Genomic DNA, 20211 nt, shown 5'->3' with positions numbered 1-20211 from the left:
AGTCATGGCTATCGAACTGAACCGACCGGCGCTGAAGCTCGCGCGTTCCCTCGTCCGCGACGGCAAGGTCGTGCGGGACGAACGCGACGACTGGTCAGAGGCGGCGCCCAGCGCCGAAGAAGAGAACCGCTTCATCGACGAGCACGGGTGGACGGAGTTCGCCCACTGGCATCTCGGCATCGACAAGAGCGAGAACCTCGAGACGAAGAAGGCGTACAGCTTTCCGTTCGGCGACTTCCGGAAGGTGCGTCGTTCCGGCGTGATCTCGGGGGAGAGCCGCGCCGGGCAGTATGACCACACGGAGATCAGGGACGAGCTGCGGAAGCTCCTCGAGCTCCTCGACTCCGAGGCCTGACACCTTCCATGAGCGCTCCGGAGACAGCAGAGCAGGCGGACGGCACCGAGCCCTACGCCCGCGCCCTGCGAACCGTGCTCGACGGGGAGAGCGAGCGCGTCGCCGCCGCGCTCGGTGACCTACATCGGGCCGCCGTCGAAGCGGAGAGCGGTGTGGAAGCGATCCTCATCGACGTCTTCGTCGACCAGGACGGCGAGGGCCCCTTCGACGTCTGGGCGCGGTTCGACGGGGCCGACGCCTTCGACCTGGACCGGCTGTTCGACGACCAGCGCCACCTGTTCGGTGTGGAGTGGACCGCGGACGGCTGGGAGCCCGCGGTGCCCTCGCGCCCGCGCGGATGGACGCGGGATCGCCTGGAGGAAGCCGTCCTCGTGGTCGTCGCCGAATGGATAGAAGGCCTGCTCCCGGCCGGCGCGAGGGAGGGCCTCTTCTGGGTGGGTGCTCCCGATCTCGGCTACGCCTGACCCGCTCCTGACCGTCCCATCCGGCTCCGGAACCTAGCGGCTCGGCGAGGTCTCCTCAAGCCCCTCGGCGACTCTGATTCCAGCCGGGAGACTGGGGGCAGCCCGATTCGAAGGAGGAGACATGGAATCGACACCCGACGATGTCGGCGGTCAGCCGCTGCGCGACGGCGACGCGACCACCGAGGCCGACCCGAGCAACGATCCCGCGCAGGCGGAATGGGAGCGCACGGAAGCCCTCGACGACGGTGCGGCACCGGAGGATCTGGAGGCGTCGACCGCCACCGGCCGTGATCCCGACGAGATCCCGGACCCCGACGACGAGGTGCCGGCGGAGGACCTGCCGGGTTCCGCGCCGCAGCCGGAGAGCCAGGGAGAGGACCCGGTCCTCGCCGATCTCGGCGAAGAAGGACAGGGCGACCTGGGGCCGGGGGACGTCTGATGGCCATCACGGCAGTCGTCACCCGGTCGAAGAACGGGCAATGGGTCAACGAGGTGGACGGCGCCCCCGAGCTCTCTCGCAGCTACACCAGCCGCGACGAGGCGATCGAGGAGGGGGAAGCTCTCGCGGCGGAGCACGGCGCCCGCCACGAGATCGAGCACAGCGAGCCGACCGGCACCATCACCGACGGCGGCGCACCCGACGACGCCTGATCGTCACCGCCGCGGTGTGAACTCGTCCGGAGCCTCCGGCTCCTCGACATCCTGCGCCTGCTGGAGGTGTCCGCAATCCGGGCACCTCCAGCCACCGGGGATGGCGAGCATCACGACATCGTCCTCCGGGCAATGCGGTGCCGCCCCCTCGCCGTTCGTCATCGCCCCAGGCTAGAGCGCCCGGTCCGCCAGGACCAGGGGGTGCTCACCGCAGGACCACGAGCTCCCGCGTCGTACGGGTCATTGCCACGTAGCGGTCGACCGCTCCCGTCCGGCCCTCGCCGAGCGCCTCCGGGCGCACCAGGACGACGAGATCGAACTCGAGTCCCTTCGCCCCTTCCGGGCTCAGCGCGCGCACCCGCGGCCGCGGAGCGAACCCCGGGTCGCCGATGACGGCGGCGACTCCCTCCGGGTTCGCTGCGAGCCATTCCGCCACCACCTCGTCGCGCTCGGCCACGGCCCCGTGCCGGACCGGGATGCCGCTCTCCCGCACGGACACCGGGACGTTGGCGTCGGGCAGAGCCTGGCGGATGGTCGGTGCGGCCACCGCCATCACCTCGGCAGGCGTCCGGTAGTTCACCCGGAGCGAGGCGACCCGCACGTTCCGCAGACCGAGGCGTTCGAGGCGATCCTCCCACGACTCCGTGAACGCCCTCCGCGCCTGGGCCCGGTCGCCCACGACCGTGAAGCTCCGAGAGGGGCACCGGGCGATCAGCATGCGCCACTGCGCGTCGGTGAGCTCCTGCGCCTCGTCGACGACGATGTGCCCGAAGGGGCCGGCGAGTTCGTCCGCTGGGAGTGGGGGAGGCACGTCCGCGCCGGCGAGGACGTTCCGCGCATCCTCACTCCGCAGGATGGACATCACCTTCATCTCGCTGTCGTCGCTTGCGACGAGGTGGTCCACCACGGCGGACATCTGCTCCCGCGCCGCGGCGGCCGTGACCTGTCGGCGGTGCTGCTCGCGCACGAGGTCGGGGTCGCCGATCCGGCGGTGTGCGGCATCCAGCAGCGGGAGATCGGCATCCGTCCACGGCGCCCCCTCGGCCCGGTGCAGCAGGGCGACCTCCTCGGACGGGAGGTCCGGGACGCACTGCGCGAGCAGCGTCGGCGACGCCCAGAGAGCGGCGACCACCGCGGCCGGGGACAGCAGCGGCCACGCCCGCCGGAACGTCCCCGTGAGCTCGTCGTCCTGCCGCAGCCACCGGCGGATCGAGGACTCCGGGATCTCCGGGTTGCGGACCTGGTCGACGAGCATCTCCAGCACCTCCTCCCACACCTCGTCGCGAGCCTCGTTGTGCGGCGACGCGGGATCCGCACGGGCGAACAGATCGGCCCAGTCCTCTCGGCTCACCCAGAGATCGGCCCACGGCGCCTCGAGGCGGAGCGCGTGCAGCGGCGGCCGGGTCAGGGCGGAGACCGCCGCCGCGATCACCAGCTCCGGGTCGAGGCGCTGCTTGAGCTCGGCCACGCGGGAATCCGTCTCCGCGATCGCACCCGCGCCCTCGGGAGTGAGATCACGCAGGGTGCACAACCGCACCGTGTCCTCCCCGAGGCTCGGCAGCACGTCCTCGACATAGCCGAGGTACTGCGGGTTCGGTCCCACGAGCAGCATGCCCCCGGCGCCGGTGGTCAGCCGCGGCTCGGCGTACAGGAGGTGCGCCGCCCGGTGCAGCGCGACGACGGTCTTCCCGGTGCCGGGGCCGCCGTCCACGACCAGAGCGCCGGGCGAAGGGGCGCGCACGATGGCGTCCTGATCCGCCTGGATCGTCGCCAGCACGTCCCGCATGCGCCCGGTCCGGTGTGCGTCGAGGCTCGCGAGAAAAGCGGACTGGTCGTCGAGGGAGGCGGCGCCGTCGAGGCCCTCCGGCGACAGCGCCTCGTCCCAGTAGTCCGTGATCCTGCCTCGGTTCCACCGGTACCGTCGCCGGGAGAGGAGGCCCCGGGGGTCTTCCCAGGTCGCGGCGAAGTACGGTTCCGCTGCCGGAGCCCGCCAGTCGACCAGCAGGCGGGTGCCGTCCGCATCGGACACCCCGGCGCGACCGATGTACACCGGCCGTCCGGCCGCGGGGGTCATCCGGCCCAGGCACATGTCGATGCCGTAGCGCTCCCGCAGGCGCAGCGTCGCGCTGAGGCGGCGGATCTCCAGGTCGCGATCGACCGCCGTGACGCCCGCGTCGGCGGCCTGCCGGCGCACGAGGGCGAGACGAGCGGTCAGGGCGTCCCGTTCCCGGGACAGAGCGGCGCCGAGGCGCCGGAGGTGGGCGCGGTCGGCGGCGATGAGGTCGTCTGCGGATTTCGCCGCGTGGTCGTCGGACAGATCAAAGGGGTCGAGCACGGGACATCTCCTTCGCGAGGGCATGCGGGGGCACGCGAGCCGTCGATTCTGCCTCCCGAGGGGGGCCTTGTGGCAAGCCCCCACCCCGGCGATATCCTGGAGATGCACGGAGACGAGGGGACCTCACCATGACCCATCGGATCGGCTACCTCATCGGCAGCCTCGCATCGGACTCGATCAATCGCGTCCTGGCCACGGCGCTCGTACGGCTCGCCCCGCCGGACCTCGAACTCGTGGAGATCCCGATCCGTGACCTCCCCCTCTACAACCGCGACGACGAGCTCGAACCCGTCGCTGCGGTCACCGCGTTCAAGAGCGCGATCGAAGGGTCGGACGGTCTGCTGCTCGTCTCGCCGGAGTACAACCGCTCGATCCCCGGGGCGTTGAAGAACGCCATCGACTGGGGCTCGCGACCCTGGGGTCACAACTCGTTCGCACGCAAACCCACCGGCATCATCGGCGCCTCGACGGGAGCCATCGGCACCGCGGTCATGCAGTCGTCGATGCGGAGCGTGCTGAGCTTCCTCAACGCGCCGCAGCTGAACGCCCCGGAGGCGTACATCACGTTCCGGCCCGAGGTCTTCGGCGCCGACGGTCAGGTGCACGATGCTGACACCGAGAAGTTCCTCGCGCACTACATGGAGGAGTACGCGGCGTTCGTCGAGCGGGTGCTGTCGCTCACCGCTCCGGGTCACGTCGGCGACCGGTAGCCGCCGCGCTCGCCGCGTCAGGAAGGCGCGTCCGCCACGAGCGCGCTCAACGCCAGCGCGTCGTGAGGCGCGTGCCCGCGGGCGTCGTTGTCGAAGTACACGAAGACGTCGCGTGGCCTCCCGTCGTCGGCGCCGGTCCCGTCGGCCCACCCGCGGATGAGCGCCGCCCACTCCCGCAGCTCGGTCTCGGTGTAGGCGCTGTGATAGAGCATCTGCGCGCCGTGGAGACGGATGTAGACGAAGTCGGCGGTGAGGGCATCGAATCGCGGCCATTTGCCTGCGGTGTCGGCGATGACGAGGGAAGCCCCGTGCTGCTGCAGGAGCCTCAGGCTCGAGGGGTCGGCGAAGGAAGCGGAACGCGGTTCGAGGGCATAGCGGAGCGGGCGGTCGGCATCGATCTCCAGCCACGCCCGGTCCTGCAGCCGCTCGTCATGCCGCCGGGCGAGCGCGAGAGCGTCGGCCGTCGTCCGGGGAAGCGCGTCGAAGAAGGACTCCAGGAGCTCCGGGTCGAAGCGCTGGCGCTCGGGGAGCTGCCACAGAATCGGGCCGAGGTGGGGACCGAGGGCGAGGACGCCCGACGCGAAGAAGTTCCCCAGTGCCTGCTCGACGTTCCGCAGTCGCAGCATGTGGCTGACGTAGCGTGAGCCCTTGACCGCGAACACGAAGTCGTCGGGAACGCTCGCGGCCCACCGGCGGTAGCTCTCGGGCCGCTGCAGAGAGTAGAACGAGCCGTTGAGCTCGACGGTGGGGAACTGCGATCCGATGTGCTCCAGCTCTCGACGCTGCGGGAGGCCGCGCGGGTAGAAGTCGCCGCGCCACCGGGCGTACCGCCACCCGGAGACGCCGATGCGTACCCGGCCTCGTGTGCTCTTCTTCTTCATGGTCGGCTCCGTCGGGTCAAGCCCCTTGCCGCTGTCGTGCGGCCTCGGCAGGCTGGAGGCATCCACACCGAAGGAGGAGGAGCCATGTCGCTCAATGACCATCCGATCGACGATGTGAAGCCCGAGGCCGACCTGCAGGAGCAGGAGCGGCTTGCGGAGGAGGTTCCCGAGGACCCGGAAGCGCCGACTCCCTCAGCACCGGAGCCGCACCCCATCGAGGCGGACCCGGCGGACGCCGCGGAGCAGCGCATCGAAGTGCCGCTGGATGAGGACGGCCTCGACGAGCCCGCCGAGGACTGATGGCCTCCGGCAGTAGGTGCGCCGGGGCGGCGTTCGAGACAGGGGAGAGGCGTCATGACGAACGACCGTAGTCCGAGCGGTGCGTGCCCTCGCCGGGGTTGACGCTCAGCGGGACGATGGCTAGCCGCGGGGTATGCCCTCTCGACGGGACCGCCCCAACCCGGTGCTGCCGAGAGGGCTCACCGTCCTACCCGGACGGTTGGGGAGGCGGCGAAGTCTCGCTGTCTCTACGGCCGATCCCCCAGAGATTCAGCCGGTAGCCCCCGCTACGAAGAGCAGAATATCCCTTAATCCTCTTGTCCGCCATTTGGGGGACAAAAGTTTCTTCGAAAATTCTGCGCGGCTCCCGGCCCTGTCGCCGATACGGACCGTTCCGTAGGGTGGGGGCATGGACAGGATGCTCGTCTTCGCCGGTCAGGTCGCACTCCCGGTCGGGCACCGGGTCGAGGTCTCCGAACTCGTCGACCCCCAGACGCAGGAGCCCGTCGTCCTCTCGCTGCTCGACCTGGACACGGGTATCCGCTACCGCCGCGCCGAGGAGCCCCGAGCCGAGGTGACGCACTGGATCGGCCGTGTCCTCGACTGCACGGTGGCGGTGGGCGTCGCTCCGCGGACGTCGCTGCTCATCGACCCCATCGGGCCGTCGGCCAGCGGCGCGGGCATTGCTCTGCGCGGCGCGGATGCGGCGGTCAACGCGGCCAAGGCCGAGGCGGATCGCTGGGGTGGATCGGACCGTCCCCCGCCGGAGGAGCCCGAACGCTTCTGGTGACCGCCGGGGGCCGGGGCCCCTCCCGCACCGGAGTCATCGGAAGTCCCGCGAGCGGTGCATGACCCCCGTGCGGAGGTCTTCGAAGGCGTCGGCGAGCACATTGACGACCCCCTCCGGGGAGCGCTCGAGGATGCCGCGGATGATGAGCGCCGGGGACTCCCGGGCGATGCGACCGAACCGGCCCCAGACCCCCGTCGAGCAGATCACGTTCACCAACCCGCTCTCGTCCTCGAGGTTGACGAAGGTGACGCCGGCGGCCGTGGCGGGGCGCTGTCGATGGGTGACGAGACCGGCCACCTCGACGCGTCGTCCGGTCTCGTGGCGCTGCAGGTCTGCGGCCGTCAGGACACCGCGAGCCCGGAGGTCGTCGCGGAAGTGCGTCATCGGGTGGTCGTCGGTCGAGATGCCCGTGGCCCAGAGATCGGCCGAGAGGCGCTCGTAGCTGGTCTGGTCGGCGAACAGCGGCGGCTGCACCGCCACCGTGGTCCCCGGGAGGAATCGGGCGCGGTCTTCCGCGGCAGCCCCGGCGAGCCAGATGGCCTCCCGGCGCTCCAACCCGAGGCACGCGAAGGCTCCGGCGGTGGCGAGGGCCTCCAATTGCGCGGCCGTGGCGTCGGTCCGGCGCACGAGGTCGTGCAGATCGCGGTAAGGGCCGTGCGCTTCCCGCTCGGCGACGATGCGCTCTGCCATCGGCACTCCGATCCCGCGGATGCCGCTGAGCCCCAGGCGCACCGCGTACCGTCCGTCCCGCCGGTGCGCCGCGGACTCGTCCGGTGCGCTCCGGTCGAACCGATGCACGGGCGGCTGCGGGTCGGCCAGGCAGTCGTCCCTCCCGGTCGTCCCTGCGACGTCGGGCGTGAGGGGTTCGAGGGTCTCGGTGGCGCCGGAGAGGTGGAGATCCGGGCGCCGGACCTCCACCCCGTGTCGACGGGCATCCGCCGTGAGGGTCGCGGGGGAGTAGAAGCCCATCGGCTGCGACCGCAGCAGGCCCGCGAGGAACGCGGCCGGATAGTGCAGCTTCAACCATGAGCTCGCGTAGACGAGCAGGGCGAAGGACAGCGAATGGGACTCCGCGAAGCCGAAGTTCGAGAACGCCTGGATCTGCGCGTAGATCCGGTCGGCGGCCTCGTCGACGAGCCCGCGGCGGGTCATCCCGGCGTACAGCTTGTCCCTGACCTTCTCGATCTTCTCCAGACCCCGCTTCGACCCCATCGCCCGGCGCAGCAGGTCGGCCTCGTCGGCCGTGCAGTCGCCGACGGCCGTGGCCATCTGGATGAGCTGCTCCTGGAAGATGGGGATGCCGAGTGTCCGCTCGAGGATGTCCTCCAGGTCGCTGTGCGGGTAGGGGATGGGGAACTCCTCCGGGGGCTCGCCCCTGGCCTCCCGTTCCCGGTTGGCCTCGTCCACCTTGTCCTTCGCCATCTTCCGACGGACGAACGGGTGCACGGCGCCGCCCTGGATGGGTCCGGGGCGGATGAGGGCGATCTGGATGGCGAGGTCGTAGAAGCGCCGCGGCTGCAGCCGGGGGAGCAACCCGATCTGCGCGCGGGACTCCACCTGGAAGACGCCGATCGAATCGGCCCGGCAGAGCATGTCATAGACGCCGGCCTCCTCCTTCGGCAGGGTCTCCAGCGTCCACTCCTCGCCCGTCGCCTCCCGGACCAGGTCGAAGCAGTGCTGCAGCGCCGCGAGCATGCCCAGGCCGAGGAGGTCGAACTTCACCAGCCCCATGAAGGCGGCGTCGTCCTTGTCCCACTGGATGACGGTGCGGTCCTCCATGCGGGCGTGCTCGACCGGCACCACCTCGCCGACCGGCCGGGCCGTGAGGACCATGCCGCCCGAGTGGATCCCCAGGTGCCGCGGAGCCTTCAGCAGCTCGGCTGCGTAGTCGAGCACGGTCTCGGGGATGTCGTGGCCCTCGACGGGTTCGAGTCCCGATCCCCAGCCGTCCACCTGCCGCGACCAGGAGTCCTGCTGCCCCGGGGAGTGCCCCAGGGCTCTGGCCATGTCGCGGACCGCGTTCTTCGGACGGTACTGGATGACGTTCGCCACCTGGGCCGCCCGCTCCCTGCCGTACTCCCGATAGACCCACTGGATGATCTCCTCTCGGCGCCGTGAGTCGAAGTCCACGTCGATGTCCGGCTCCTCCGTGCGGGTGGTGGCGAGGAAGCGCTCGAAGGGGAGACGGTAGAGGATCGGATCGACTGCGGTGATGCCCAGCAGGTAGCAGACCGCGCTCGCCGCCGCGGAACCCCGGCCCTGGCAGAGGATGCCGCGTCGCCGGGCTTCCGCCACGATGCCGTGCACGATGAGGAAGTATCCGGGGAAGTCCTTCTCCTCGATCACGTCGAGCTCGCGGGCGATGCGCCGACGGCCGTCCTCGTCCAGCCGCGGATACTTCGACGGGACCGCCTCCCAGACCAGGTGCCGCAACCAGCTCATCGGGGTGTGTCCCGTCGGCACGTCCTGGCGGGGGAGGGCCGGGCGCGCCATCCGGAGCGGGAAGGCCGAGGCCGCGGCCAGCTCCAGGCCGTGCGAGATCGCACCGGGGTACCGCCGGAAGCGCGCCGTCATCTCCGCGCCGCTGCGCAGGTGCGCGCCGCCATGGGCCGGGAGCCAGCCGTCGAGCTCGTCCATGCTCCGGACCGCGCGGACCGCGGCCACCGCCTCGGCGAGAGGGGCCTGATCCGGGCGGGCGTAGTGCACGTTGTTGGTCGCCACGACGGGCAGCCGCATCCGGCGGGCGAGGTCGGCCAGGTCGTCGTTGCGCCGGGTGTCCAGCGGATCGCCGTGGTCGAAGAGCTCGACGGCGATGTTGTCGCGTCCGAAGAGGTCGACGAGGTGGCGCAGCGGCGCGGCGGCGTCCCCGGCCTCCAGCCCCTGCCGTACCGCCCCCTTGCGGCAGCCGGTGAGGATCGTCCAGTGTCCGTCGGCGGTCGCCGCGAGCTCGTCGAGGTCGTAGACCGGGCGTCCCTTCTCTCCGCCGCGGAGCTGGGCCGCGGTGATCGCCCCCGACAGGCGGTGGTACCCCTCGAGGCCCCGGGCGAGCACGAGCAGATGCGTGCCCGGCGGGTCGGCGGCCCCCTGCGGAGCGGAGGGCAGATCGAGGGAGAGCTCGGCGCCGTAGACGGTCTGCAGCCGCAGCTCCATGAGCTCCGCCAGCTCGGCGAAGCGCGCGGCGCCGTAGAACCCGTCGTGGTCGGTGAGCGCGAGCGCGCTCAGGCCGAGACGCTCGGCCTCCGCGAGCAGATCCTCGGGGGAGGACGCCCCGTCGAGGAAGGAGTAGGACGAGTGCGCGTGCAGCTCGGCATAGGGCACCGCCTCTTCCGGGCGCTCCGGGAGGGTCGGGGGGACGAGCTTCCGCGGACGACTCACCGGTCCGGGATCCGGGCGGAGTCCCCGCGGTGCGGAGGTCGCTTCGGGCGTGGGCTCTCCGCTGAGGGTGCGCTCGAGCTGATCCCAGGTCAACGGCGGATTGTGCCAGCCCATCAGCGGTACCTCCCCTCGGCCCACCAGCGCTCGCCGGCCAGGAAGACCAGCCAGGCGCGGTCGCGGTCGTCGACGATCTGGAGCCGGTGGCCTCGTTTGCCGCCGCCCGTGCTCCACCGCCGTTCGTGCACGGGCCACGGCCCGGCCCAGGCCTGCACGGTCGCCCCGTCGATGCGAGCGGGGTCATGCGTGAGGGCGCCGCGATCGTCGACGTCGATCGTGCTCCCGTCCGCGGCGACGACGCCGATGGGGCGCGGTGGGCGGAACACCTCGGAGGGGAGAGGGTCGGGGAGGCTCCCCGGCCAGGGGGACCGTGGATCACGAGGCGGGACCGGGCGCTCGCCCCACGGCGTGAGCACCTGACGATCGGCGAGCCAGCGCCCTCCGGAGAGGGCGGCGGTGACCACGCCCTGATGCCCCAGCATGGTCTGCACCCGGGAGACCGCGTGATGCAGTCGCTCATCGGTACCCGAGCCGAAGAGCCCCGGTTGGTGGTGGGCCGCATCATCCACCGCGACGGGGAGGAGGCGGGCGGCCACGATGCCCCCGAACGCCCTCGCCTCGTCGACGGGCGCGCTCGCGGTCAGGGCGGCCAGCGCCTCCAGCTGCCAGCGCACGCGGTCCACGAGGTCGGCGGCGTCGAAGCTCGTCGGGTGCAGCCAGGTGCGGGAGTGGACGGCGCCGTCGTCGTCGGTCAGGTCGATCCGCACCTCGGTGCACACGAGCGACGCGTCCGCCAGAGCGAGCATCACGGCATCGGCGGTCTGCCGCACGGCGAAGGCCACCTGGTCGGTGCCCCCGAGAGGGGACTCGAACTCGATGGTCCTGGCCAGTTCGGGGTCGGGCGGCCGGGGAGCCAGGGGCCGGGAGTCGGCGCCGGCGGCGAGGGCCTGCAGGCGGGCACCATGCTCGCCGAAGCGGTCGCGGACGTCGAGAGGGGCGAGCGCGGTGAACTCGCCGAGAGTGCGCACGCCGAGGCGGAGGAGGAGATCGCTGATCTGCTCGTCGCGGAGCACCTGCACGGGGTAGGGGGCCAGGAACTCCCGGGAGCCGCCCGGGGGCACGACCGTGCAGGACGCCGTTCCTCGGGCCGCGATCTCGGCGGTGAAGGGTCCGTCGGCGACGCCGACACGCACTTCGGGGAAGCCGGCAGCGGCGAGGACCGCGGACAGGGCTGTCGCCGCCTCGGTCTCCCCGCCGTGATAGCGGGCGATGCCGCGGGCGCGCAGGATCGCGAGGCCGGGGCGCAGCAGCGTCACGCCCGGGGCGTGCTTCTCGATGAGCTGCAGCACGGGAACGAAGGCGCGCTCGTCCTTCTCGGCGTCGTGGGGGAGGACCTGCAAGGAGGAGAGGAGGCCCTGGGCGACGCGGCGGCGCTGGCCGATGCGGACGCCGTGTGCGCGGGCCGATGCGGTGCAGGCGACGACCGTGTTCGCCTGCACCAGGGCCGTCGGCGGATGCGGGCCTCCGCCCAGCACCGCTCGCAGCGGCCAATCGGGGAACCAGAGCACGAGGACGCGGAGCGGGGCGTTCATCCTGCCTCCGCCCAGAAGAGGAGGTCGGACGACCCGGCCACAGCATCGTCTGTCGCCACGGCGCTGCCCGTCGCAGAGGGAACGAGCGGTGGCAGAGCGGTCAGCTCCGCGGCCGCGGTCTCCACGGCTCCGTGTCCGCCGGGCAGTCGGACGCGCACGCTCGAGGCGCGAGGGCTGTGCCTGGTCCGCGCCGTGACCGTCACCGTGCAGTCCGAGAGCAGCCCCCACCCCTCGCCGAGCCCATGCCAGTCCGGGTCGTGGAGCCGGATGGTCCCCTCGCTCTGCGCCCAGCGCCCCGCACCCGGTTCCTCCGCCACGAGCAGCGTGGACCCGCGGTCGCGCAGACGGGCGCTGAGTCGGGACACATCGGCGTCGCGTGCCCTCGTCGTGGGCTGCACGACGACCAGGGGCACCACCTCGGCCAGCGCGGATGCGACGGCGAGCCAGCGGTCCCCCGGGTCGGGGACGAGGATCAGGCGGCTCAGATCGATGCCGTAGGCGGCGGCGGCCTCGACCCCCAGGGTGGGCATGCCGATCACCGCGCACCAGTGCCCGCGGCCGGAGGAGGCGCTGAGCAGGGCGAGCACGAGGGCGGGCGAGGGGGAGACGGTGTACGAGGTGCCCGTCTGCAGTCCCTCGTCCGGCAGCAGCGCGGCGAAGGCGGGATCGAGGGGGAGGAGGGTGTGCTCGCTGCGCCGCCGCTGCATCCGGCTGATCTCGCGGCGCAGTCGCAGGACCTCTCCGGCGCGGGTGTCGCTGGTCGGAGAGAGCGCGGTCATCGCATCGAGCCCGATCCCCATGTGTCCATCCTCGAAGATATGTACGAATAAAGCAAGTGACGCGACTGACGCTAGTTCGTACATCCGACATCGCCCTCCGGGTTGTCCACAGGGCGCTCCGCGCCGTCCCGGATCTCCCTACCCTGCCGGGATGGACATCCGTCTCGCCCTCCTCGGCCTCGTGCACGGCGGCCTCCTCGCGATCGGCATCCTGCTGACCGTGATCGATGCGCGCACGCACCGGCTCCCGAACCGCATCGTGCTGCCGACCCTGTTCCTGCTGCTCCTGGCGGCGGTCGCCGACGCCGTCGTCACCGCCGACGCCGCCGCTCTGGGGCGGGGCCTGCTCGGAGCTCTCGTGCTCGGCGGCTTCTATGCGGCCCTGCGGCTGCTCAGCCGGGCGGGCATGGGCGGAGGCGATGTGAAGCTCGCCCTGGTGATCGGGCTCGTCCTCGCCTGGCACGGCTGGGGGGCCTTCCTCCTCGGCGCGGTGTCCGCCTTCGTGCTCGGAGCGGTCTACGCGCTCGTGCTCCTCGCCGCGGGCCGGGCCGATCGGAGGACCCGCATCGCCTTCGGGCCGTGGATGATCGCGGGGGCCGTCCTCGGCGTCCTCGGCGGCTGACCGCGCAGGTCGCCCCGAAAGGGGGAGGGCGGCGCTACCCTGGGCACATGGCACTCGCGCGACTTCACGGCGGCCCGCTGGACGGGCAGATCATCCCCCTCGACGACGAAGCGGACGACAAGCTGATCGTCCCCTACAGCGAGACGCAGGTGGTCTACAACCGCCGCGGCGAGCCGCAGAACACGGGAGAGGGCGACGGCCCCACCGAGATCGACTACTGGTTCGAGGAAGCCCTCGAAGACCTCACGCTCGAGGATGACTGAGCCCTCTCGCACCGTCGAGGTCGAGCGCAAGTACGACGTCGACGACGGGACGCCCCTGCCCGACTGGACGGCGATCCCCGGCGTCGATGCGGTCTCGCCCGGTGAGCATCGCGCTCTCGACGCCTGCTACCTGGACACCGCGGACGGAACGCTGGCCCGTGCCGGCGTCGCGGTGCGCCGTCGTTCCGGGGGACCGGACGAGGGCTGGCACATCAAGGGCCCGCGGCAGGGCGACGGCCGGGTCGAGCAGGGCTGGCCCCTCGGCGGCGAGGAGGTCCCGACGGCGGTGCGCGCAGCGATCGCCGCCTGGACCACTGCGCCGCTGGAGCCTCTCGCACGCATCGAGAACGACCGAACGGCCTACCTCCTCACCGGACCGGACGGCGTCGTGGCGGAGTTCGTGGACGACCACGTGCGCGCGACCGACCTGCGCAGCGGGACTCGCCGAACCTGGCGGGAGTGGGAGGTCGAGCTCGGCCCCGCAGGCCCCTCCGACGACGCCGGTCGTGCGGCGTTCTTCGCGGCGGTCGAGCGTGCGGTGCACGCCGCCGGCGGCCGTGAGGCGGGCTCCGATTCGAAGCTCGCCCGGGCTCTCGGCTTCTAGGCCGCCGACTCCTCGGATGCAACCCCTTTCCGCGTGCGGTTGCAGGGTGGTTGAGTGACCACATGAGTCGACCGCCCGTGCTCCGATCGCTGCAGACGATCGTCCCCGAGACCGTCCTCGTGCAGGAGCAGGTGCGCGACGTCTTCGCCGCCCAGCCCGGCCTGGGACGGCTGGCGCAGCGCATCGTGGCGACGTCGTTCAACGTCTCCGGCATCGACACGCGGCACACCGTGATCGCGGAGCTGGCCGACGACGCCTCCCCGGACGACCCGTTGTTCTACGATCGCGTCTCCGGGCAGCTGCTGGCGCCGGGTACGAGGGCACGCAACGACGTCTACACGCGCGAGGCCTCCCGTCTCTTCGTCGAGGTCGCGCGCCGCGCCCTCGAGGCGGACCCCGACCTGAGCCCGGCGGACGTGACGCACGTCATCACGGTCTCCTGCACGGGCTTCCACGCCCCGGGCCCCGAGTACGAGATCGTGCGCGGGCTCGGCTTGTCCGACGCCGTCCAGCGCTATCACTTCGGCTTCATGGGGTGCTACGCCTCGATGCCGGCCCTCCGCGCCGCCGGCCAGTTCTGCGCGGCCGACAAGAACGCTGTCGTCCTCGTCGTCAGCGTCGAACTGTGCACCCTGCACCTGCGATCCTCCGAGGACCCGGACACCATCGTCGCCTCCTCCCTGTTCGCCGACGGGGCGGCAGCCGGGATCGTGACGGCACGGGACCTTCCCACGACCGTCCCCGCGCTCCGGCTCGACGGCTTCCACACGGCGATCGTGCCGGAGGGCGTGGACGACATGGCCTGGACGATCGGCGACTCCGGCTTCGAGATGATCCTCTCCACCGCCGTCCCGCAGATCATCGGGGAGTCGATCATCGGAGCGCTCGCCCCGCTCTACGGGCGGGAGGACGGCCTGGCGGAGGCCTTCGCCGCGGGGCGGGTGGGCGACCGGGTGCGCCACTGGGCGATCCATCCCGGCGGACGGAGCATCCTCGACCGCGTGCAGGAGCGGATGGCGCTGAGTGACGGGCAGTTGCGACCGGCGCGGGAGACGCTCCGGGAGTACGGGAACATGTCGAGTGCGACCGTGCTGTTCGTACTGAAGCGCATCCTCGAGCAGGAGGATGCGGAACCCGGCGACCGCGTGGCGGCGATGGCCTTCGGCCCGGGGCTCACCGCCGAGAGCGCGCTGCTGACCGTCGTCGCACCCGCACCGTGAGCGTGGATCTGTCGGCGCGCGCCGTCGACCTCGTCGAGCTCATGGACGACCCCGCCGCCGACGAGGAGGCACTCGGTCGCACGTACCGGCGCTTCAGCGCCGTGAACGCGGTCGTCTCCCGCCCCGGTCGGCTGTATCGGCGGGACATCCGCCCGCGGGCGGTGGCCGGGCGTCCGCTGCGCATCCTCGACATCGGTGCCGGTGGGGGAGACCTGTGCCGCGACCTCGGCCGGAGACTGCGACGCGACGGCCTCCGCGCCGACATCACCGCTCTGGACGCCGACGAGCGTGCGATCCGCTGGGCCTCGGCGCACGACGACGGCGCAGGCATCCACTATCGCCATGCGCTCTCCGGCGACCTCGTGGCGGCGGGCGACACCTATGACGTCGTGCTCTCCAACCACGTCCTCCACCACCTCGACGCCGCAGCACTGCACGCGGTGCTCGACGACTCCCGTGCGCTGGTGGGTGACCGAGGACTCATCTCCCACCACGACATCGCCCGCAGCCGCCTGGCCTACGGGGCGTTCGCGGTAGGAACCTGGCCGTTCGCGCGGAACCTCCTCGCCGGGTCCTTCATCCGGGTCGACGGTCTTTTGAGCATCCGCCGCTCGTACACTCCGCAGGAGCTCGCGGACGTCGCCCCGCCGGGCTGGGAGGTGCGCTCGCACCTGCCCGCTCGTCTGGAGCTGCGCTGGGAGGGCGCGGATGGTCGACCATGACGTCCTCGTGGTCGGGGGCGGTCCGGTCGGGCTGCTCCTCGCCTGTCTCGTCGCGCAGGACGGTCGTCGGGTGCGCGTATGCGAGCGTCGCGCCGAGCCGGGCCTGCAGACGCGGGCGATCGGGATCCATCGTCCGGGGCTCGATGCCCTCGACGCCGCCGGAGTGGGCGCCGACGTCCGCTCCGCGGCGCTCCGCCTGTCGAGCGGCGAGATCCGCAGCCGCGGGCGACGGCTCGCCGCCCTGACCTTCCCTCCCGAGCGTCCCATCCTCACGCTCGCGCAGCCCCGCACCGAGGAGCTGCTGCGCGACCGCCTGCGGACGCTGCGACCCGATGCGCTGCAGTTCGGCTCCGCCGTCCGGTCCGTCCATAACGACGGTCCGCTCGTCCGGGTCGGGATCGACGGTGAGCACGGGCCCGTCGAGGAGACGGCATCGGTCGTGGTGGTCGCCGACGGTGTGCGGAGTCCTCTGCGGGCGGCGTTCGGCGCCGGCTGGGGTCGGCGGTCGGGGAGTGCCGGCTACGCGATGCTCGACGTCGACGATCCGCAGACCGACGATCGCGCCGTGCTGTACTTCGAGCCGGACGGCCTCGTCGAGTCCTTCCCGCTGCCGGGTGGACGGCGCCGCTGGGTGGTGCGCGAAGACGGCGGCCGGACGGTGGCGTCCGCCGCCGAGCTGGCGGACATCGTCGGGCGCCGGACGGGGCACCTCCTCGACGTGGACCCCGCGGCGGCGGTGTCGTCGTTCCGCGCCGCTCAGCACGCGGCTCGGCGGCTGCACCGCGGACGGATCGTCCTGCTTGGGGACGCCGCGCACGAGGTGAGCCCCATCGGTGGTCAGGGCATGAACCTCGGCTGGGCGGATGCGCTCCGGCTGGCGGCCGCGTTGCGCCGGACCGACCGGGCCGCCGTCCCGGTCCTGGACGGCTTCGCCCGGGAGGTCCAGCGGACCACGCGGAAGGCGCATCGTCGTTCCGCGTTCTTCATGGCGATGGGTGCTCCGGCGACCGCGCCGGTCGTCGCCGCGCGGGAGGGTCTGGTCGGCGTGCTCGGCTCCTCGACGCTGCGCGGGTGGACGACCGGCCTCATCACCATGCGCGGTCTGTGACGCGAGAAGGCCCGATCCGCGATGCGCGGACCGGGCCTTCTCGAGGCGTCGGATCAGAAGTTGATCATGTGGCCGGCGAGGCCGTGGAAGCCCTCCTGCAGCGCCTCCGACAGTGTCGGGTGCGTGTGCACGTTGCGGGCCAGCTCGAGAGCCGTGAGGTCCCACTTCTGCGCAAGGGTCAGCTCGGGCAGCAGTTCCGACACGTCGGGGCCGATCATGTGCGCGCCGATGAGCTCCAGGTGCTCGGCGTCGGCGATGAGCTTGACGAAGCCGACCGGCTCGCCGAGGCCGTGCGCCTTGCCGTTGGCCATGAACGGGAAGGTCGCGACCTTGATCTCGCGCCCCTCGTCCTTGGCCTGCTGCTCGGTGAGTCCGAACGAGGCCACCTGCGGCGAGCAGAACGTCGCCCGCGGCATCATGCGGTAGTCGCCCAGCGTCATGGTCTCGGCGCCGCCGATGGTCTCGGCCGCGACGACGCCCTGCGCCTCGGCGACGTGGGCGAGCTGCAGCTTGGCGGTGACGTCGCCGATGGCATAGATGCCCTCGACGTTCGTGCGCATGTGGTCGTCGATGTCGATCGCGCCGCGCTCCGTGAGCTTCACACCCGTCTTGTCGAGTCCGAAGCCCTCGACGTTCGGGGCGAACCCGACCGACATGAGCACCTTGTCGGCCTCGATCGACGCCTGCTGGCCGTCCTTGCCCGTGTACGAGACGGTCACGGAGGAGCCGTTGTCGACGACCGACTCGACCTTGGTGGAGGTGAGGATGTCGACGCCGTAGTTCTTGTACTGCTTGGTGATCTCCTTCGACACGTCGGCGTCCTCGTTGGGGAGGGCGCGGTCGAGGAACTCGATGATCGTGACCTTCACGCCGTAGTTCGTCATCACGTAGGCGAACTCCATGCCGATGGCGCCGGCGCCGACGATCACGATGGACTTCGGCAGCTCACGGGAGAGGATCTGCTCCTCGTAGGTCACGACGTTGTCGCTGAGCTGCACTCCCGGGAGCAGGCGCACCTTGGAGCCGGTCGCGATGATCACGTTGTCGAACGTGACCTCTTCGGTGGAGCCGTCCGCCTTCGCGACGGAGATGGCCTTGGGGCCGGTGAAGGTGCCGCGGCCGTCGTACTCGGTCACCTTGTTCTTCTTCATGAGGAAGTGGATGCCCTTGACCCGGCCGTCCGCGACGACGCGGCTGCGGTCGAACGCCTTGCCGTAGTCGATCGTGAACTCTCCGGAGATCCCGAAGAAGTCGGCCTTGTGGTTCAGGGTGTGCGCGATCTCCGCGTTCTTCAGGAGCGCCTTGGAAGGGATGCAGCCGACGTTGAGGCAGACACCACCCCAGTACTTCTCCTCGATGATCGCGGTGGACAGGCCGAGCTGTGCGCTGCGAACCGCAGCGACGTATCCGCCAGGACCTGCACCAAGGATGACGACGTCGTAATGTGGCATGCCTTAAGCCTATCGCTCCGAGGGGGCGTCGGAATCGGTCCGAGCGGGGCGCCGACGACCGCGCAGGGTGAGCCAGAGGACGAGGGCGAGCACCGCGAGCGCGCCGAGGATCACGAGCACCCAGATCCATGCCGGAGCGGCTCCGGCGTCTTCTCCGGCGTCCGGCGTCGTCGCGGTCGCCTCGGGGGTGGCGGTCTGCTCCGTCGTCGGTGCCGCCGTCGGGGGAGCGGTGGTGGGCTCGTCCGTCGCGGCGCCCTCGTCGCCGACGGTGACGGTGAAGGAGAACTCTTCAGAGGTCGGGTGACCGTCGCTCGAGACGACCTTCCACACGACGTGGTACTCGCCGGCGGGTCCCGAACCGGTCAGGGGCTGGGTCACGATCGCGCCGTCGACCGTCGGGGCGCCGTCGGTCACGGACTCGCCCTCCGGGTCGGTGACGACGACCTCCGTCGCACCCTCCCCGTCGATGAGCTTGGCGCTGAACGTCAGGGTCAGCTCCGACGGCAGGGTCTCCACGCTGCTGTCCGCCGCGGGCGACGACGACACGAGGGCGTCGTGGGCCGAGGCCGACAGCGGGGAGAAGAGGACGAGGAACGCGGCGAGGAGGGTGGCCGCGAGGGCGATCGGGGCCGCCGTGCGGCGCAGGGCTGTGGTCTTCACGAGTCCAGCCTATGAATCCCCGGTATGGGACCGCTGAGTGCGAAAGCGGCCTCCCGCGCACCCCTTCGGATCGGATAGTCTGGACGACCAGGAGGGCACAGTGACAGACAGCGACAGCCGACCGGCCGGTGAAGCCGCCATCCATCGCTCCGGCGAGCCGAGACACGATGTGACGCAGACGTTCGGACACGATTCCGATCTGTCGTTCGTGCCGTTCGGCGTGGAGTTGACCGATGTCGAGCAGTCGGCCATCGCGGCGCTGCCCTCGGGCTCCGCCCTGCTGCTCGTCCGCTCCGGCGCCCTCGCCGGCGCCCGATACCTCCTCGACACCGACGTCACCACCGTCGGTCGTCACCCGGAGGCCGACATCTTCTTCGACGACGTCACGGTGTCCCGTCGTCACGCGGAGATCACCCGCACCGGGACGACGTTCGAGATCATCGACCAGCGCTCCCTCAACGGCACCTACGTGAACGGGGAGCGCGTCGATCGCAGCGCCCTCGCGGACGGCTCCGAGCTGCGCGTCGGCAAGTTCCGTCTGAACTTCTTCGCTTCTCCGCTCGACCGCGCGGCGAACGCCTGATGGCGGCGACTCCCGCCCGCGAACGCTCGGCGTCCGCGGGCCTGCTGAGTATCGGTCAGGTGCTCGCCCGCCTCACCCCGGAGTTCCCCGACCTGACCTCCAGCAAGCTGCGGTTCCTCGAGGTGCAGGGCATCGTCCGCCCCTCCCGCACCGAATCCGGCTACCGCAAGTTCTCCGCGTCCGACATCGAGCGGCTGCGTTTGGGCCTCACGCTGCAGCGGGATCACTACCTTCCGCTCAGCGTGATCCGCGAGCAGCTCGATGAGGCGGAGGCGTCCGGCGAGACCGCCGCGCTCGCGCCGCCGCCCTCCATCGCCCCCGCGCCGCGTCGCTACCGCCGCGAGGAACTGCTCGCCGCGGCGGGCGCGGGACCACAGCTGCTCAACGACGCGATCAGCACGGGTGTCATCACCGCCCAGGAGACGTACCCGGAATCCACCGTCGCGCTGCTCCGCGGGCTCGTCGCCCTCGATCGGCATGGCATCGAGCCTCGGCACCTGCGCTCCCTGCGGCAGGGCGCCGAGCGCGAGGTGTCGCTCATCGAGTCGGCGCTCTCCACGCTGCTGCGTCGCACGGACGCGGCGTCCCGTGCTCGCGCCAACGAATTGGCCCCGGAGCTGGCCACGCGGATCGACGACGTGCGGACGCTCTTCGTGAAGGACGCGCTCACCCGGATCCTTTCGTAACGAAGTGATTGCGACACACCTTCG

General features: G+C 71.4%; 23 protein-coding genes. 15 read left to right on the top strand and 8 right to left on the bottom strand.

The genetic code is table 11. The annotated features are described in order from the left end of the window. Nucleotides 1-4 precede the first annotated feature (4 nt). The 4 genes from ACFU8V_RS13050 to ACFU8V_RS13035 all read left to right on the top strand — a co-directional run bounded on the left by ACFU8V_RS13050 (nt 5) and on the right by ACFU8V_RS13035 (nt 1470). The gene (locus tag ACFU8V_RS13050; protein ID WP_303708935.1) at nt 5-355 is read left to right on the top strand and encodes a hypothetical protein; all 351 of its coding nucleotides are present in this window, start codon (nt 5-7) and stop codon (nt 353-355) included. An 8-nt stretch (nt 356-363) separates the two neighbouring features. Further along, nucleotides 364-819 (top strand): DUF6389 family protein, encoded by a 456-nt coding sequence (locus ACFU8V_RS13045; RefSeq protein ID WP_366215465.1) that lies wholly within the window; start codon nt 364-366, stop codon nt 817-819. A 121-nt stretch (nt 820-940) separates the two neighbouring features. After that, nucleotides 941-1258, top strand: coding sequence for a hypothetical protein (locus tag ACFU8V_RS13040; RefSeq protein WP_062764545.1), 318 nt, complete (start codon nt 941-943; stop codon nt 1256-1258). Next, nucleotides 1258-1470 (top strand): DUF2188 domain-containing protein, encoded by a 213-nt coding sequence (locus tag ACFU8V_RS13035; protein WP_029989879.1) that lies wholly within the window; start codon nt 1258-1260, stop codon nt 1468-1470. The genes ACFU8V_RS13040 and ACFU8V_RS13035 overlap by 1 nt, the downstream gene beginning before the upstream one ends. A 3-nt stretch (nt 1471-1473) precedes the next feature. Here the strand turns inward: ACFU8V_RS13035 and ACFU8V_RS13030 are convergent, their stop codons facing one another. Beyond that, nucleotides 1474-1632 carry a hypothetical protein gene (locus tag ACFU8V_RS13030; RefSeq protein ID WP_162817585.1) on the bottom strand — a complete coding sequence of 53 codons (159 nt, stop codon included), beginning with the start codon at nt 1630-1632 and terminating at the stop codon, nt 1474-1476. Between the two features lie 43 nt (nt 1633-1675). Continuing rightward, nucleotides 1676-3805, bottom strand: coding sequence for an RNA polymerase recycling motor ATPase HelR (gene helR, locus ACFU8V_RS13025; protein ID WP_378871659.1), 2130 nt, complete (start codon nt 3803-3805; stop codon nt 1676-1678). Between the two features lie 128 nt (nt 3806-3933). Here helR and ACFU8V_RS13020 point away from each other — a divergent pair, with 128 nt between their 5' ends. Beyond that, nucleotides 3934-4515, top strand: coding sequence for an NADPH-dependent FMN reductase (locus ACFU8V_RS13020; protein ID WP_338566346.1), 582 nt, complete (start codon nt 3934-3936; stop codon nt 4513-4515). Between the two features lie 17 nt (nt 4516-4532). Here the strand turns inward: ACFU8V_RS13020 and ACFU8V_RS13015 are convergent, their stop codons facing one another. Further along, nucleotides 4533-5396 carry a DUF72 domain-containing protein gene (locus tag ACFU8V_RS13015; RefSeq protein WP_378871656.1) on the bottom strand — a complete coding sequence of 288 codons (864 nt, stop codon included), beginning with the start codon at nt 5394-5396 and terminating at the stop codon, nt 4533-4535. An 84-nt stretch (nt 5397-5480) separates the two neighbouring features. Here ACFU8V_RS13015 and ACFU8V_RS13010 point away from each other — a divergent pair, with 84 nt between their 5' ends. Further along, nucleotides 5481-5696, top strand: a complete 216-nt coding sequence (locus tag ACFU8V_RS13010; RefSeq protein ID WP_378871653.1) for a hypothetical protein — start codon at nt 5481-5483, stop codon at nt 5694-5696. A gap of 388 nt (nt 5697-6084) precedes the next feature. Beyond that, on the top strand, nt 6085-6465 hold the full coding sequence (locus ACFU8V_RS13005) for a hypothetical protein (RefSeq protein WP_025105120.1): 381 nt from the start codon (nt 6085-6087) through the stop codon (nt 6463-6465). A gap of 33 nt (nt 6466-6498) precedes the next feature. Here ACFU8V_RS13005 and ACFU8V_RS13000 read toward each other — a convergent pair whose 3' ends face one another. Genes ACFU8V_RS13000 through ACFU8V_RS12990 form a run of 3 tightly spaced genes read right to left on the bottom strand, consistent with a single transcriptional unit; the run spans nt 6499 to nt 12289 of the window. After that, nucleotides 6499-9954 (bottom strand): error-prone DNA polymerase, encoded by a 3456-nt coding sequence (locus ACFU8V_RS13000; RefSeq protein ID WP_378871650.1) that lies wholly within the window; start codon nt 9952-9954, stop codon nt 6499-6501. Then, nucleotides 9954-11489, bottom strand: a complete 1536-nt coding sequence (locus tag ACFU8V_RS12995; protein WP_025105118.1) for a DNA polymerase Y family protein — start codon at nt 11487-11489, stop codon at nt 9954-9956. Before ACFU8V_RS12995 ends, ACFU8V_RS13000 begins: the two co-directional genes overlap by 1 nt. Next, the gene (locus ACFU8V_RS12990) at nt 11486-12289 is read right to left on the bottom strand and encodes a hypothetical protein (protein ID WP_378871647.1); all 804 of its coding nucleotides are present in this window, start codon (nt 12287-12289) and stop codon (nt 11486-11488) included. The genes ACFU8V_RS12995 and ACFU8V_RS12990 overlap by 4 nt, the downstream gene beginning before the upstream one ends. Nucleotides 12290-12419: 130 nt before the next feature. Between ACFU8V_RS12990 and ACFU8V_RS12985 the strand changes: the two genes are divergently transcribed. From ACFU8V_RS12985 to ACFU8V_RS12960, 6 genes are all read left to right on the top strand, one after another. Next, the gene (locus tag ACFU8V_RS12985; protein WP_102209626.1) at nt 12420-12890 is read left to right on the top strand and encodes an A24 family peptidase; all 471 of its coding nucleotides are present in this window, start codon (nt 12420-12422) and stop codon (nt 12888-12890) included. A gap of 47 nt (nt 12891-12937) precedes the next feature. Beyond that, the gene (locus tag ACFU8V_RS12980; protein ID WP_378871644.1) at nt 12938-13153 is read left to right on the top strand and encodes a response regulator; all 216 of its coding nucleotides are present in this window, start codon (nt 12938-12940) and stop codon (nt 13151-13153) included. Then, nucleotides 13146-13757, top strand: a complete 612-nt coding sequence (locus tag ACFU8V_RS12975; protein ID WP_378871641.1) for a CYTH domain-containing protein — start codon at nt 13146-13148, stop codon at nt 13755-13757. The genes ACFU8V_RS12980 and ACFU8V_RS12975 overlap by 8 nt, the downstream gene beginning before the upstream one ends. A 62-nt stretch (nt 13758-13819) precedes the next feature. After that, nucleotides 13820-14977: a type III polyketide synthase gene (locus ACFU8V_RS12970; RefSeq protein ID WP_378871638.1), complete on the top strand. Its 1158-nt coding sequence runs from the start codon at nt 13820-13822 to the stop codon at nt 14975-14977. Continuing rightward, complete coding sequence (locus ACFU8V_RS12965) at nt 14974-15699, top strand: methyltransferase domain-containing protein (RefSeq protein ID WP_378871635.1); 726 nt, start codon at nt 14974-14976, stop codon at nt 15697-15699. Before ACFU8V_RS12970 ends, ACFU8V_RS12965 begins: the two co-directional genes overlap by 4 nt. After that, nucleotides 15686-16807: an FAD-dependent oxidoreductase gene (locus tag ACFU8V_RS12960; RefSeq protein WP_378871632.1), complete on the top strand. Its 1122-nt coding sequence runs from the start codon at nt 15686-15688 to the stop codon at nt 16805-16807. Before ACFU8V_RS12965 ends, ACFU8V_RS12960 begins: the two co-directional genes overlap by 14 nt. 53 nt (nt 16808-16860) lie before the next feature. Here the strand turns inward: ACFU8V_RS12960 and lpdA are convergent, their stop codons facing one another. After that, nucleotides 16861-18258, bottom strand: a complete 1398-nt coding sequence (gene lpdA, locus ACFU8V_RS12955; RefSeq protein WP_025105110.1) for a dihydrolipoyl dehydrogenase — start codon at nt 18256-18258, stop codon at nt 16861-16863. Between the two features lie 9 nt (nt 18259-18267). Further along, the gene (locus ACFU8V_RS12950; RefSeq protein ID WP_378871629.1) at nt 18268-18918 is read right to left on the bottom strand and encodes a copper resistance protein CopC; all 651 of its coding nucleotides are present in this window, start codon (nt 18916-18918) and stop codon (nt 18268-18270) included. A 100-nt stretch (nt 18919-19018) separates the two neighbouring features. On the opposite strand from ACFU8V_RS12950, the gene ACFU8V_RS12945 reads away from it, so the two are divergent. After that, nucleotides 19019-19501, top strand: a complete 483-nt coding sequence (locus ACFU8V_RS12945) for an FHA domain-containing protein (RefSeq protein WP_025105108.1) — start codon at nt 19019-19021, stop codon at nt 19499-19501. Next, nucleotides 19501-20187: a MerR family transcriptional regulator gene (locus ACFU8V_RS12940; RefSeq protein WP_062633956.1), complete on the top strand. Its 687-nt coding sequence runs from the start codon at nt 19501-19503 to the stop codon at nt 20185-20187. Before ACFU8V_RS12945 ends, ACFU8V_RS12940 begins: the two co-directional genes overlap by 1 nt. Nucleotides 20188-20211 lie beyond the last annotated feature (24 nt).

The sequence above is a fragment of the Microbacterium sp. NPDC057658 genome, from assembly GCF_042799975.1.
Lineage (GTDB): Bacteria > Actinomycetota > Actinomycetes > Actinomycetales > Microbacteriaceae > Microbacterium.
The sequence above is the reverse complement of the archived record's forward strand: the minus strand, read 5'-3'. Positions and strand labels throughout refer to the sequence as shown.